At 51.1% G+C, this 14109-nt stretch carries 10 protein-coding genes; 4 read left to right on the top strand and 6 right to left on the bottom strand.

Annotated elements, in window-relative coordinates; translation table 11 throughout:
- The first annotated feature begins 80 nt into the window (after positions 1-80).
- From ACX1CU_RS07345 to ACX1CU_RS07330, 4 genes are all read left to right on the top strand, one after another.
- A complete protein-coding gene (locus ACX1CU_RS07345) occupies positions 81-686 on the top strand; it encodes a class I SAM-dependent DNA methyltransferase (RefSeq protein ID WP_459401926.1) in 606 nt (201 codons plus the stop codon).
- A gap of 248 nt (positions 687-934) precedes the next feature.
- Positions 935-2164: an alanine racemase gene (gene alr / locus ACX1CU_RS07340; protein ID WP_459401925.1), complete on the top strand. Its 1230-nt coding sequence runs from the start codon at positions 935-937 to the stop codon at positions 2162-2164.
- Positions 2165-2503: 339 nt separating this feature from the next.
- The gene (locus ACX1CU_RS07335) at positions 2504-2956 is read left to right on the top strand and encodes a Globin (protein ID WP_459401924.1); all 453 of its coding nucleotides are present in this window, start codon (positions 2504-2506) and stop codon (positions 2954-2956) included.
- Positions 2946-5639 carry a response regulator gene (locus tag ACX1CU_RS07330; protein ID WP_459401923.1) on the top strand — a complete coding sequence of 898 codons (2694 nt, stop codon included), beginning with the start codon at positions 2946-2948 and terminating at the stop codon, positions 5637-5639. The genes ACX1CU_RS07335 and ACX1CU_RS07330 overlap by 11 nt, the downstream gene beginning before the upstream one ends.
- Positions 5640-5682: 43 nt before the next feature.
- Here ACX1CU_RS07330 and ACX1CU_RS07325 read toward each other — a convergent pair whose 3' ends face one another.
- The 6 genes from ACX1CU_RS07325 to ACX1CU_RS07300 all read right to left on the bottom strand — a co-directional run bounded on the left by ACX1CU_RS07325 (position 5683) and on the right by ACX1CU_RS07300 (position 14097).
- The gene (locus ACX1CU_RS07325) at positions 5683-7476 is read right to left on the bottom strand and encodes an EAL domain-containing protein (protein ID WP_459401922.1); all 1794 of its coding nucleotides are present in this window, start codon (positions 7474-7476) and stop codon (positions 5683-5685) included.
- A 45-nt stretch (positions 7477-7521) separates the two neighbouring features.
- Positions 7522-9399 (bottom strand): diguanylate cyclase domain-containing protein, encoded by a 1878-nt coding sequence (locus ACX1CU_RS07320; protein WP_459401921.1) that lies wholly within the window; start codon positions 9397-9399, stop codon positions 7522-7524.
- A 40-nt stretch (positions 9400-9439) separates the two neighbouring features.
- Complete coding sequence (locus ACX1CU_RS07315) at positions 9440-9892, bottom strand: ATP-binding protein (protein ID WP_459401920.1); 453 nt, start codon at positions 9890-9892, stop codon at positions 9440-9442.
- Positions 9893-9921: 29 nt separating this feature from the next.
- On the bottom strand, positions 9922-10260 hold the full coding sequence (locus tag ACX1CU_RS07310) for an STAS domain-containing protein (RefSeq protein ID WP_459401919.1): 339 nt from the start codon (positions 10258-10260) through the stop codon (positions 9922-9924).
- Positions 10261-10269: 9 nt separating this feature from the next.
- Positions 10270-11553: a PP2C family protein-serine/threonine phosphatase gene (locus tag ACX1CU_RS07305; protein ID WP_459401918.1), complete on the bottom strand. Its 1284-nt coding sequence runs from the start codon at positions 11551-11553 to the stop codon at positions 10270-10272.
- Positions 11554-11655: 102 nt separating this feature from the next.
- Positions 11656-14097, bottom strand: coding sequence for a glycogen/starch/alpha-glucan phosphorylase (locus ACX1CU_RS07300; protein WP_459401917.1), 2442 nt, complete (start codon positions 14095-14097; stop codon positions 11656-11658).
- Between the last annotated feature and the right edge of the window lie 12 nt (positions 14098-14109).

Here is a 14109-nt window from a genome sequence, read left to right as displayed (position 1 = left end):
AAAGGGCGACCAAACAGACTCAGGCTTTATACTTAACCTATTAACTCCTTAATAAAACCCGGATAAATAGCGAGTAAATTGTGAACAACTCTGCGGCAAAAAACATTCTTTCCATCTACCAACGCCATGCTGACGCTTTTGCTTGCCAGCGCTCACGCGCACTGTTTGAAAAAAGCTGGCTGGATAAGTTTATCGATACGATCGGCAAGAAGGGGCGCATTCTCGATATCGGTTGCGATAATGGTCAGCCGATTGCCGGATATTTCATTCAGCAGGGTTTTCAACTCACGGGTATCGATGGTGCAACCGCAATGCTGGATCGTGCTCGCGAGCGTTTTCCCGAGCAGCGTTGGCTAGAGCAGGATATGCGCGAGTTAGCGCTGAGCGAAACCTTTGATGGCCTGATTGCGTGGGACAGTTTCTTCCATTTAACCCAGCAGGACCAACAGAAGATGTTCCCGATATTTGCGCAGCACAGCCATCCGGGCAGCGCGCTGATCTTTACCAGCGGCCCCACTAATGGCGTCGCCATCGGGCAATTTGAAGGTGAGCCGCTGTTCCATGCCAGCCTGGCACCGGAGGAGTACCGCGCACTACTGAATGCGAGTGGCTTTGAGGTTATCGATATGGTGATGGAAGATCCCCAATGCTCAGGGCATACGGTTTGGCTGGCGAAAAGAAGATAAGGCAGAGCCTGCATTCTGCCAACCAATAGCTCTGAATTGATAAAAAAATCTTTATAATCAAAATACTACCCCTCTCTTTCTACCAGTAAAGAACCCATTGACAACTCCTGCCTTCTAGCGTTTATTGCACAAAGCCGACATCTCAACACCCCACTACAACCCCCGTCGGCATAAAACCAAACATCAGTGAAGTCTAAAAAACTGATTCAGTCCCAGGGAGTTACCTTTTATTTTGCTAAGGAGTTAGCATGTCACTGCATTTACGTCATTTAGCGTTAATACCTCTGCTGGTCATCACCGCCTGCCATCAACCAGCCAACGTCACGGCTACCAGTCCATTATCCATTACGGCCAAAAGCCAACCGGCGGTGGTGGATAACGCCAGGATTGAGATTTCGCGCAGCGCGCTGGAATACAACACGCAAAAAATTCAGCAGTTGCTGGGGAATAAATCCACCCTCTGCGCCATTCTGAAAGGGGATGCCTACGGGCACGATCTCTCGCTGGTGACCCCGGTGATGCTGAAAAACAACGTTCAGTGCATCGGTGTGGCCAGCAATCAGGAGTTGAAAACCGTGCGCGAACTCGGTTTTACCGGGCGCTTAATGCGCGTTCGCAATGCCACCGAGCAGGAGATGCGCCAGGCAACGGATTACGATGCTGAAGAGCTGATCGGTAATCTGGAGATGGCCAAACGCTTGGATGCCATTGCCGCCCAACAGGGGAAAACGCTGCGCATCCATTTAGCGCTCAACTCTGGCGGTATGTCCCGCAACGGGTTAGAAGTCAGCAATGCGGCCGGTCTGCAAGAGGCCAAGGCGATCTCTGAATTAAGCCACCTGAAAATTGTCGGCATCATGTCGCATTATCCTGAAGAAGATGCCGATGCGGTCAGGAAAGACCTCGCCCGTTTCAAAGTGCAATCACAGCAGGTGCTGGATGTTACCGGGCTCAAGCGTAGTGAGGTGACGCTGCACGTCGCCAACACCTTCGCCACGCTCACCGTGCCGGAATCCTGGCTCGATATGGTGCGCGTCGGTGGGGTATTTTATGGCGACACCATCGCCAGTACGGAATATCGGCGCGTCATGACCTTCAAATCCTCGATTGCCGCGCTGAATCATTATCCGAAGGGCAATACCGTGGGCTACGATCGCACCTACCAGCTAAAACGCGACTCGGTGCTGGCAAATATCCCGGTAGGCTATGCCGATGGCTATCGCCGGGTATTCAGCAACGCCGGCCATGTGCTGATTCAGGGGCAGCGGGTGCCAATTGTGGGCAAAACCTCAATGAACACCGTGATGGTCGATGTCACCGATCTGAAGAATATCAACCCTGGCGATGAAGTGGTGTTCTTTGGTAAGCAGGGCAAGGCAGAAGTGACCGCCGAAGAAGTCGAAGAGATTAGCGGGGCGCTGTTTACGGAAATGTCGATCCTCTGGGGGGCAACCAACAAACGCGTTCTGGTGGATTAACCTGAGCAATCTGGCAGCGGCGTTAGCCGTTGCCAAAAAAATCCCCTAATCAATGCATTAGCCCGCAGGTGCTCTTATTAATGCAATGAATAATATGTGATTTTCATTCTTCCTGCCGCCTTGCGCATCCCTTACTGTCAACTAGACTCTTTTAAGAAAAACAACATTGCCTCTTGCCCGTAACAGGAATGTATGGTGCATTTTTATTCATCCCTATGATGAACCCTATGTCGATCACTTGGGTCAAAAGCTCCACGCAGGTGAAGGATAGCCTTCATTGGCCAAATCATTACCTGCCGCAGGAAAGAGCACGCCTCCCCGAGGTTCAAGGAAAATGATATGAGCACAAATTATGAAGTGTTATTCAATGACAGCTACGACCGAATTACCTCGGCAGATCAAGGAGATGCCTTTTTCTCCCATTTCTATGCGCTGTTTATTGAAAGCACTCAGGCACTTAATGTTCTGCCGAACCCGCAAGCTCACCAGGAACAGCAGAAAATAATCTACAAATCATTTTTCTACATGCTGTCTGTTGCCACCAGCTACATCGTCTCCGATTATCTGGAACACGTTACCCGGGAACAAAGCGAACACGGCCTCAACCTGCCCGCCTCGGTGTTTGCCTACTGGCGCCGTGCGGTACTGCAAACCGTGCGCGATCTGGATCCACACTGTAATGAAGACGTGCTCACTGCCTGGGCAATTTTTATGGCCCCAGGGCTAGAATTTATGCGCCGCCAGGCGGAATTGCATCATGATGCCAGTAAAGAGGCGCAGGATGAAAAATAACCTTTTACTCCCCGCATTAGATACCCTCCAGGCGGCGTTACTGGTTTATGACCAGGAAGAACGCCTGTGTTACTGGAATAGTAAGGTGGAGGAATATTATCCTGGGCTACAGGGGCTGCTTCAGCCAGGGATTTCTCTGCAAGAAGTGATCGAAAGCGTTCTCAATACCAGCATGACCCCTTCACACCTGCTGAAAAAACCACAGCTGGCTGAAGCGGTGCTCAGCAACTACCGGCAGGATGGTCATTACGAAATCCGTAACCTGCCAGGCCGCACGCTATACGTGCAGCACCACCGGATCCCGACTGGTGGCATTGTCAGCCTGCATACCGATATCACGCATTATGCCGAAATCACCCATTCCGGGCAGATATTGCACAGTAATTTCATTCTGGCGGCAGAAACCTCTCATATCGGGATTTGGGATTGGGAGTGCACCCAAGATCGGTTGCAGGTTAACGATGCGCTGTTATTGCTGCTCGGGGTTGGCCGTGAAAGCAATCAATTTACCTCTGCGCTGTGGCAACAGGTCCTGCATCCCGAGGATTTACCGCTGTTGCTCGATAGTCTGCATCAGGCCAATAACGCAGTTTTGCCGGTGTTTGACTGTGAGGTCCGCATTAAACATAGGGGTGGCGACTACCGCTGGGTATTGATTCAGGGGCAAATCATCAGCCTGGGCATAAAAGGTGAAGTGCAGCGGGCCATCGGCACGTTGCAGGATATTACGGAGCGCAAAGAGGCTGAGTTCTCCTCCCGCCAGTCAGTCGAACTTGCCCGGGCGGCCAATCAGGCCAAGAGTGAGTTCCTTGCCAACATGAGCCATGAGATCCGCACGCCGATGAACGGGATCCTGGGGATGACTCAGCTGTGCCTGGAGACCAACCTCAACAAAGAGCAACGGGACTACATCAACATGGTGTACTCATCCGCACGCGCTTTGTTGAAGATCATCGATGACATCTTGGATTTTTCAAAAATCGAGGCGGGGAAAATCGTTCTGGAGCCGGAGAACTTCACGCTGCGCAGCTTGGTCCATGAGATCACCCGGCCGCTGATGTCCAAGTTCGCCGAAAAAGGCCCTGAGCTGATCGTCGATATCCATCCCGATGTCCCGACCACGCTCTACAGCGATGCGCTGCGCCTGCGGCAGATCCTGACCAATCTGATTGGCAATGCGCTTAAATTCACCCAAGACGGCGAAGTGGTGCTGCGTATCACCCCGTCCATGTCGCCACCGGGCATGCTGACATTCAGTATTACCGATACCGGCATTGGGATTGCCGAAGATAAGCAGGCAATTATTTTCGAATCGTTCAGCCAGGCAGACAGCTCGACGACGCGTAAATACGGCGGAACCGGGCTGGGGCTGACCATTTCTGCCCGCCTGGTGGCGATGATGGGGGGCAAACTCCAGGTTTCCAGCCAGCCAGGGCATGGCAGCTGTTTCTACTTTTCCCTGCCCGCCAAGGCCAATGTTGACGCAAGCCCTGCACGCATAACCATCGCATTACCCAAGGCGCTGGTGGGTATGCCGGTGTTGGTGGTGGATGATAATGAAACCAACCTGCGGTTGCTGTTCGATATGCTGCGTAACATGGGGTTCAAACCGCACACCGTGAATTCGGGCAAGGCGGCGTTGGACGTGTTGAACAGCGGCCAGCGCTTCCCGTTGATTCTGCTGGATTCACAAATGCCAGAGATGGACGGTATGGCGCTGTCGCTGGAGATTATGTCTACGCCCAGCCTGCGCCAGTGCAAATTGATCATGCTCAGCTCCATGGGTAACCGGATAGACACCGCCGTACTGAAAAAAGTCGGTGTGTCGGGCTTCCTGACCAAACCCATCGATACCACTGAACTACAAGAAACCATCATACGTACACTGATCCCCGAAGATGCCAACAAAACTCTGCCCGTCATCAGCGAATTAGTGCAGGAAGTGAATAACGGTTATCGCATTCTGGTGGCCGAAGATAATCTGATCAATCAGCAGTTGGCGATCAACTTCATCCGTAAACTGGGCCATACCTCTGAAGTAGTGGGTAACGGTAAACTGGCGTTGCAAAAATTAGAACAGGATCAATACGATGTGGTTCTGATGGATCTGCAAATGCCGGAAATGGACGGGATTGAGGCCGTGCAACATGTTCGTGCCCAGGAAAAGCAGCAGCCGGGTAAACATCAGCCAATCATCGCCATGACCGCACACGCCATGAAAGGCGACCGGGAAATGTGTTTAACCCACGGATTCGACGGTTACATCAGTAAGCCTATTTTGCTGGAAAACCTGGGGGCAGAGATTCAGCGCGTTTATCACCTCAGCCAAGCGGAGCCAGAAGCGCCCATTTTCGATTACCCGCAAGCCTTGGCCCAGTTGAGTGACGATAAAACGTTATTTAACGAATTGGTGACGATATTTATCGAAGAGCTCCCTGCGTTGTTGGCCTCACTGCATACCGCTGTGGAGAAACGGGATTTTGATGCGATCCGGCGCAGCGCTCATCAACTAAAAGGTGAATGCCTGCACTTTGCTTGTACCACGCTGGAAAACAGACTCATCCAGATAGAACAGGCCGCCATGGCAGGCAACCTGCCCGACATTATGGCGCAAAACGATGGCCTGGAGGCACTGTGCAAACAGTTACAAGCCGCGCTGGCCGCAGCCAGAGAGGCACTCTAAGGCACAGTACAGATCCTGCCCCGGATGTGGATTGAAACCAGAATCAATCCACATCCGGGCATGACGCCAGCATGCCATCCTGTTCCGCATCAATCAGAGCAATCAGCTTCTCGAGCACCATCGGTGGAGAATAGAAATACCCCTGAATAACATCGCACTGGTATTGTTCCAGGTAATTCAGCGTCTCGTGATCTTCAACCCCTTCCGCCAGGACGACATAATTCAGCTTATGCAGCATTTCGATAAGGCTTTCGACAATGACACGGCTGTCATTATCCGACTTTAGGTTTTCAATCAATGAACGATCTATTTTAATCAGGTCGGCGGGAATATTGCGGAGATAATTAAGATTACTGTAGCCAGTGCCAAAATCATCCAACGCAATGGCATAGCCTTTCTGACGCAACGCCCTCACGCAGGCCAAGGCTTCGCTGCTTTCCAAAATACGCTGCGTTTCCAGACATTCAATTTCAATATCTTGTGGCAGCAGGCCGCCGCCGCGAACCTGGTGATCTAACTTTTCCGCAAAACCCTGTTCAGAAAAATTGTTGGCGCTGATATTAATCGAAATTGGAATGTGGATCCCCGCCTCACGTAATCGCTTGGCCTCAATAACCGAGCGGGCAATAACAAATTCAGTCAGCAATTTAATCAACGACGTACTTTCCGCCATGGGGATAAAGGCATCAGGTTGGATCTCGCCCAATGTCGGATGCTGCCAACGGAGTAATGCTTCTGCACCAATAATTTTTCGCGTGGCTAAAATAACCTTTGGCTGAAATACCAGATACAGCCCGCGCTGCTGGTTCAGGCTTTCGGCCAGATCGTTAAGTATATTGAGATTAAATTTACGCGTTGCGTCTTTAGATTCACTGTAGGCAGAAATAGTGGCCCGTCCATCAATAGCATCATGCAACGCACTGGTGGCCATACGTAATAGCTCAGGCGGGTTGGTGCAGGGTGGAGAAAACCAGACGTAGCCTGCGTAAAAATCCAGTTTCAGCGGCACAATGCTGCGGACTTCACGTTGCATTCTGCCGGCAAAATTCTCCATATGCCCCATGTAACGGTTTAACTTTTCCGCGTGCAGAATAATAGCAAACCGCCCCAGCGAAATAGCATAGATCATCTGCTCGTTCATAAAGGTGGTTTTTAGAAAGTGACCAATGTCATGCAAAACACTTTCTACTTCCGCCATGCCAAATGAACGGGCCATTTCGTAGACATATTTGATATCCAGGGTATCAATCAGGATCAGGACAAACTCGCCATGCTCCGATGAGAGCTGTTTGATATCCCCCATCAGGCGTTGCCGGTTAGGGAAACGCGTCACCACATCAATCAGGCCAATCTCACTTTGTGCCTCTAGCAACTCGATGGCAATCGTTGCCATATTGCTCAGCAGATCCGTTTCGATATTGGAAAAGCCCCCTGGTTTTCGGTTAGTGGCACAGACAGCACCAATAATATGGCCTTCACGCGTGCGCAACGGGGTAGCAATAAACTGACGAATGGCCGCTTTTCCTGTAACCATAGGGTCGTCCGCAAAACGCGCGTCTTTATGCGTATCTTCACAAATCAGGGTATCGCCACTGTAACGCACAAAATTGAACAACGGGCTGTCGTAGTCTATCTCTCCAAGCTCAATATTCTTCTTGGCCTTTATCCATATTCTTTTTGAGCCGAAAAGATAGATAAAGCATCCCGGCAGGTTGAGAAGCATGCAGGTAATATCCAGAATATTATAAAAAGCATCATCATTCAGACCGCCCAAAGCCTCAAGCGCATCCAGAGATGCCAGCCTAGCCTCTTCATCTTTGCCAAGATTTTTCAACATACCTCCCGCTCCTTTATATGCTATATGAACACAGCAAGCCTTTGCTCAATAGATAGAATATTTACCCTTGCCCGCCAATTTTGCACGGTACATCGCGGTATCCGCCTGCCCTAATAGGTTTTTGGCCGTTGTGTTATCACCAAAGTAAATAGCGGCACCAATGCTGGCAGATAAAGTCACTTGCCGATCGCCAATGCTGTTCAACTTCGCCAGTTGCACCAGTATCTCTTCACACGCCTGCTCCACTGCTGCGCGAGGGTCTGATAAGTGCCAAAGCACGGCGGTAAACTCATCACCGGCCAGTCTGGCGACGAAGCCCACGCGGTAGAGGCAACCATTGAGCAATTTGGCGAAGGTTTTTAAAACGGCATCACCAAAATCATGCCCAAAGGCATCGTTGATCTGTTTGAAACCATCCAGATCGATAAATAACACCGCCATAGGCTGCTGGTTAGCAACAGACTCCGTCATGCTCTGTGCCAACTGATTGAGGAACGCCCGCCGGTTAGGTAAGCCTGTCAACAGGTCATGCGTCACATCGTATTCCAGCCGTCGCTGTAAGCGTTTAAGCTCGCTGATATCCATCGACAGAATATAGAACCCCTGAGTTTCACAAGGCACCAACGTGGTGTGAATCATCAGTTCGCCGGTCCGGGTCTGCAATTCATTCTCAAAGCTGACCGTTTGCCCCTGTAATGCCTTTTCGATCATCGGTTTGGCATCAAAATAAGCACTTTCACCCATCAACTGCCGTAAGGTCATTTTCTTCAGCGAGGCTTCATCAAGGCCAAACCAGCGCATATAGGCACTGTTGGCAAACTGATACACCTCATCAGGGCCGACCTGGCTGATCAGGGCTGGCATGTTGTCGGTAATGGCACGCAGGCGTTCTTTCTCTGCATTGAGCTGGTGCTGGGCATACACCCGGTCCTCAATCTCCAGGTTCAGCTTGCTTACCACCACATTTAACTCTGTTGTCCGCTGGATGACCCGATCTTCCAGTTCATGTTGTAGCGTACGCAGATTGTTTTCCGCCACTTTGCGTTCGGTGATATCCACAATGGCGGAAATAAAATGGTGTGGGGAGCCATCGGGCAAGCGGTTTAATGAAACGGTTAATTGCACCCACACTATTGCGCCATCGCAGCGGAAATAACGTTTCTCCATGGAGTAGGTGGTTATTTCATCCGCCAATAACTGCCGTAACAGCGCCAAATCATTGCCCAGATCCTCAGGATGCGTAATATCCTGAAAAGTACGCGCCAGCAGTTCCCGCTCGCTATAGCCTAATATTTCACAAATACGTGGATTGACCCGCAGCCAGTAACCGTCCAATGATACCAACGCCATGCCGACGGCAGCCTGGGAAAAGGTCTGCTCAAACAGCGCTTCGGTGCGCTCCAGGTCAGATTTAAGGCTTTCGGTGTAGACATCACGCTCAATACCGTGCAGATGCTCTTCAACGATCGCGGCAAAATCATGCAGATCGGCCGCCTGCTGCGGGGAAAAGGTGCGCGGTTGTCGATCGATAATGCACAAGGTGCCCAACGGCAGACCGTTAAGTGACAACAGCGGCTGCCCCGCATAAAAACCAATCTTCGGCCCACCGGTGACCAGTGGGTTATCAAAGAAACGCTCATCGGTAGCCGTGTTGTGCACGATAAAGGTCTCTTTCTGCAAGATGGCATGCGCGCAGAATGAGATATTTCTGGGGGTTTCTCTGACCTCTAGGCCAAAACGCGATAAGAACCACTGGCGTTCGCGATCGATCAGCGAAACCAGCGCAATGGGGATATTAAAGTAGCTGGCCGCAAGCCGGGTGATCCTGTCCAGTTTTTCCACTGCGTTGCTGTCAAGCACGTGGAGCGTATCCAGTGCCAGCTGACGCAACGGTTCATTGACAGGACTGCAAGGCTCAATCATATAAACTCCGGGCCACTTCACCGTAGAAAGCGTGAAACACTCATGAATGCTCGCTGGATAACCGCTTGGTTAATGTCAGAATATTACGCCCATTTTCCGTTTCATACCTGACGTTATCCATCATGGACTGAATTAATATCAGCCCCATACCGCCTTCTGGCCAGCTGGAGTGAACAAGTGGATCGGGAGAAAGGCTCGGAGCATGCCCCAGCTCACGCCGGATCTCATCTGGCATCGCCATACCCGCATCAGACAGCGTTAACGTCAGATGATGGCCATCATTGGTCAGGCTAATAATGACCTCCTGACTATCATCATAGTTCACCGCGTGCTTGACGATGTTGGTAAATGCTTCACAGGAAGCCAGGTCAACCTGATAAACCACTGCCGAATCAAGCGCAAAAGGCGCAACGAAGTCATACAACGCATTGCTCAGCTCAGCCAGGCTGCCCAGCGATGCCGGTAAACATAGTGTGGTGCTAACACTTGCCATACGGCCTCTCTAATGGATCGTGTCCTGTTTTAACGGATCATTGCTTTCAGCGTCGCTGCCCGATCGTCACCAATAGTGAAAATCCTGTCCATGCGCGTCAGTTTGAACATGTGCTGGATATTATTATTCAAGGAGCAGAGTGCCAGTTCGCCACGGCCATTGAGCGTCTTGAGTATCGACACCAAAGCACCGAGACAGCTACTGTCAATAAAATCGATATGGCTAAAATCCAGCAGGATGTAGTGTTTACCTTGCTGAATGAAAGACTGTAACTCCTGCTTGAACACCGCTGCCACCGAAGCATCCAGACGACGTACCAGCGGAACAATAATTTCGATCCCATCTTCAGACTGAATATCAAAATTCATAATGACTCCTTAAGTGTTTAATATGCCCATACGTTCAATGGCCATCAGCGAAATATCGTCGGCAAAAGGCCGAGACTGTTTTTTATCCTGTTGCTGCCGGTTTTCTGGTTCACCGCTGTGCCAGGTGCGCAACGCCTTCTCCACCCGTTCAAACACCTGGCTTTTGGCTAGCGCCCGGTATTCGCACAACAGCTGTTGCAAACGTTCCTCGCCATAAAGCTCCTGCCGATCGCTTTCACACTCGGTAATCCCGTCGCTGTACAGATACAGGCGATCGCCAACGTCGAGAGTGAAGTCGCTGTCCTGATACTCTGCGTCAGGAAACAGCCCCACCGGCATCCCCCCCTGGCCCACGGCCAACAACTCCCCGCCGGTACGAATAATGAAAGGCGTCGGATGCCCGGCCTGGCACAGCGTGCCCTGCCCACTGGTGCTATCTATCACGCCATAAATCAGCGTGTAATAACTGAATACCTCGTCATTATCCAGGCAGAAACGCTGGTTCAGCTCCGCCACCACCTGATGCGGCGCAACCGGGGAACTTTCCCCTGCGGCATTTTGGCTGATCAGCAGTTGGCTGCTGATGCGGCCAGTCATAAATTCTCGCGCTACGGCCAAAGAAAGCATGGCAGCGCTGACGCCATGACCGGCAACGTCCACGCTGAAAAACGCGATATGCCGCTCATCCAGCGAGAAGTAATTCAGCAGATCGCCGGAAACATATGCCGAAGGCAGAAACATCCAATCCGCCTCAAACCCGGCTAGCGACAGATTATGGGCAGGCAAAACGCTGTGTTGGATCTTCGCGGCGGCCTGTAGATCAGATTCAATTTGCCGATAAGCCGAGGAGATTTTTTCGTTACGCGCAGCCAGGGTGTTCTCAAGCAACAGAACACGCTCCGCCGCGTGCAACCGGGCGCGCAGCTGGCTCTGGTTGACCGGTTTGGAGAGAAAATCGTCGGCCCCTGCCTCCATCCCCGTCAGCAGATCGTCAAGCGACTGCCGGGCCGTCACCAGAATAACGTAGATGTAATGACCAAAATCACTCCTGCGGATCGCCTGACACAGCTCGACACCGTCCATCACCGGCATTTCCCAGTCGCTGATGACGATATGCACCGGCTGCTGTTCCAACAGGCGCAACGCACACTCACCGTCTTCCGCCTCAAAGACGCGGAATCCCCATTTCGCCAACATCGTCGCCATCAGATGACGATAACTTTTTGAATCATCGACAATCAGTACGGTTACCTCCATCGTTTCGGAGGAGTCACCATGAATAAGTTGTTCCATAAGAAATCCTTTGCCTCAGAAGGCACGGTAACGGTTTACGTTCCATGCCATCGATGTTCTGTCGACAATCCCCCCAGCCTTATGGAGAAACAATCAATACTCTCAAGAATCTATCCCCCAAATTTCCGTAGCGTAACCTTTGATAGTGCGATCGCTGGAGAAGCTGCCCATGTTGGCAATGTTCAGCAGTGCCCGCTGGTGCCATTGCAGCTGTTGTGCAAAGTCAGTCTGCGCCTGATTCTGAGCGATGCGGTAACTGTCAAAGTCCAGCAGATGGCAATAATGGTCATATTCGGTCAGCATCTGGTAAATCGGCCGGAAAACCGAGGTATCCGCATTAAAGCGGCCAGAGATCAGCGCCTCTACCGCCGCGCGAATAGCAGGATCATTATTTTGATAAATCCGATTATGCGAGCCATCCTGCCGGTGCCTATTGATCTCATCCGCATTGGCACCAAACAGGTAAAAGTTCTCTGCGCCAACGGCGTCACGGATCTCAATATTAGCCCCGTCCAGCGTACCGATGGTCAAGGCCCCATTCATGGCAAACTTCATGTTACTGGTGCCGGAAGCCTCGGTACCCGCCGTGGAAATCTGCTCAGAAAGGTCAGTGGCAGGAATAATATGTTCCGCCAGTGAGACTTTGTAATCCTCCAGGAACAGCACGCTAAGCTGACCCTTGGTGCGCGGATCGCTATTGATCGTCCTCGCCACTTCATTAATCAGTTGGATAATCAATTTTGCCATCGCATAACCCGGCGCAGCCTTGCCGGAGAACAGATGCACTTTGGGCGTTTGAATGCGACCAGACTCGGTGATCTCCAAATACAAATGGATAACGTGCAAAATATTCAGCAATTGCCGTTTGTATTCGTGAATGCGTTTCACCTGGCAGTCAAACATGGCCGATGGATCAAGCTGAATCCCCTGCTGGAAGGCAATCTGGCGGCAAAGCGCCTGCTTGTTCTTGAGCTTGATCGCCTGGATCTCTTCCACTGCACCGCTGTCTTTGGCCAACTTTTTCAGCTTCTGCAACTTATCGAGATCGGTGACCCAGCCATCACCCAACTGGCGGGTTAGAAACGCCGCCAGGCTAGGGTTGGCCTGCTGGATCCAGCGCCGAGGCGTAACCCCATTGGTTTGGTTAGTGAATTTTTCAGGCGTAATGAAATAGAAATCGGGCACCAGCGTTTGCGTGATCAACTCAGAGTGCAGCTTGGCCACCCCATTGACCTTATGGCTACCCACGATGGCAAGATGCGCCATGCGGATCTTTTTCTCCCCCCCTTCTTCAAACAGCGACAGTGAAGCCAGCAGATGCGGCTTATCGGGCCATTTCTCTGCCACCTCCGCCAGGAATCGGTGGTTGATCTCACAAATAATTTGCAGATGGCGCGGCAGCAGTTTCTCGAATAACGAGACTGACCAGGTTTCCAGCGCTTCTGGCATTAAGGTATGGTTGGTGAAAGAGCAGGTTTTTTGCGTAATCGCCCAGGCAGTGTCCCAATCCAAACGATGCTCATCCACCAGGATGCGCATCATCTCGACAACCGCTAACGCCGGATGGGTGTCGTTAAGCTGGATAGCGACAAAATCGGGCAACGCCGTAATATCGGAGGAAAGCTGGGCATAATCGTGGAAAATATCACGCAATGTACAGGCCACCAGAAAATACTCTTGCGTCAGCCGCAGTTCTTTACCTGCATGAATCTCATCCGCCGGATAAAGTATTTTTGAGATATTCTCCGAGGCGATCTTCTGACTGACGGCTTGCAGATAATCACCGCCATTAAAGATATGAACATCAAATGAATCGGAGGCACCCGCGCTGTATAACCGCAGGGTATTTACCGTTTTCCCACCGTAGCCGGTCACCAGATAATCGTGTGGGATACCGACAATCACCTTCCAATCCATCCACATAGGATTGTAATTCCCCTCACTGTCCTCACTTTCTTCAATGTGGCCACCGATGGGAATCAACATCAACTGAGAATGGTGTTCAATTAACCAGGGAGAGTGCGTCGAGTGCCAATCATCTGGCTGTTCCACCTGCTTATTGTGCTGTATGGCCTGTTTAAACAAACCATACTCATATTTGATCCCATGCCCTGAAGCCGCAATATCCAGCGTCGCCATCGAATCAATAAAACACGCCGCCAAACGGCCCAGGCCACCATTACCCAACGCGGCATCCGGCTCTTCTGCCGTAATATGCTCAAAATCAAATCCCAGCTCACTGACCGCCTGTTTGGCCTGTTGCAGTAACCCGACGTTCATCAGGTTATTACGCAGAGACTGCCCAATCAGGAATTCCATAGAGAGGTAATAGAGACGCTTGGATTTGGCTTTTTTCTGTAATTTCCGCGTGTTGAAGAAACCATCAAGCTGGTAATCCCGCAGGGTTAATGCCAGCGCATTGAAAATGTCGACATTGGTTGCACTTTCCAGCTCCAAGCACAAACTGTACCTCAGCTTACTTATGACGCTGGTCTTTATCTCTTCAACACTGGGCATCTTGACGTTGGTTAATTCTGTGTTCATTTCAGCTCCTAA

The sequence above is a fragment of the Serratia sp. D1N4 genome (assembly GCF_054552755.1).
The sequence above is the reverse complement of the archived record's forward strand: the minus strand, read 5'-3'. Positions and strand labels throughout refer to the sequence as shown.

Excerpts from the sequence above, each read along its gene's own strand:
- ACX1CU_RS07325 (WP_459401922.1), bottom strand. The coding sequence starts at position 7,476 with ATGTTGAAAAATCTTGGCAAAGATGAAGAGGCTAGGCTGGCATCTCTG.
- ACX1CU_RS07300 (WP_459401917.1), bottom strand. The coding sequence starts at position 14,097 with ATGAACACAGAATTAACCAACGTCAAGATGCCCAGTGTTGAAGAGATA.
- ACX1CU_RS07310 (WP_459401919.1), bottom strand. The coding sequence starts at position 10,260 with ATGAATTTTGATATTCAGTCTGAAGATGGGATCGAAATTATTGTTCCG.
- ACX1CU_RS07320 (WP_459401921.1), bottom strand. The coding sequence starts at position 9,399 with ATGATTGAGCCTTGCAGTCCTGTCAATGAACCGTTGCGTCAGCTGGCA.
- ACX1CU_RS07330 (WP_459401923.1), top strand. The coding sequence starts at position 2,946 with ATGAAAAATAACCTTTTACTCCCCGCATTAGATACCCTCCAGGCGGCG.
- ACX1CU_RS07305 (WP_459401918.1), bottom strand. The coding sequence starts at position 11,553 with ATGGAACAACTTATTCATGGTGACTCCTCCGAAACGATGGAGGTAACC.
- ACX1CU_RS07315 (WP_459401920.1), bottom strand. The coding sequence starts at position 9,892 with ATGGCAAGTGTTAGCACCACACTATGTTTACCGGCATCGCTGGGCAGC.
- ACX1CU_RS07335 (WP_459401924.1), top strand. The coding sequence starts at position 2,504 with ATGAGCACAAATTATGAAGTGTTATTCAATGACAGCTACGACCGAATT.
- alr (WP_459401925.1), top strand. The coding sequence starts at position 935 with ATGTCACTGCATTTACGTCATTTAGCGTTAATACCTCTGCTGGTCATC.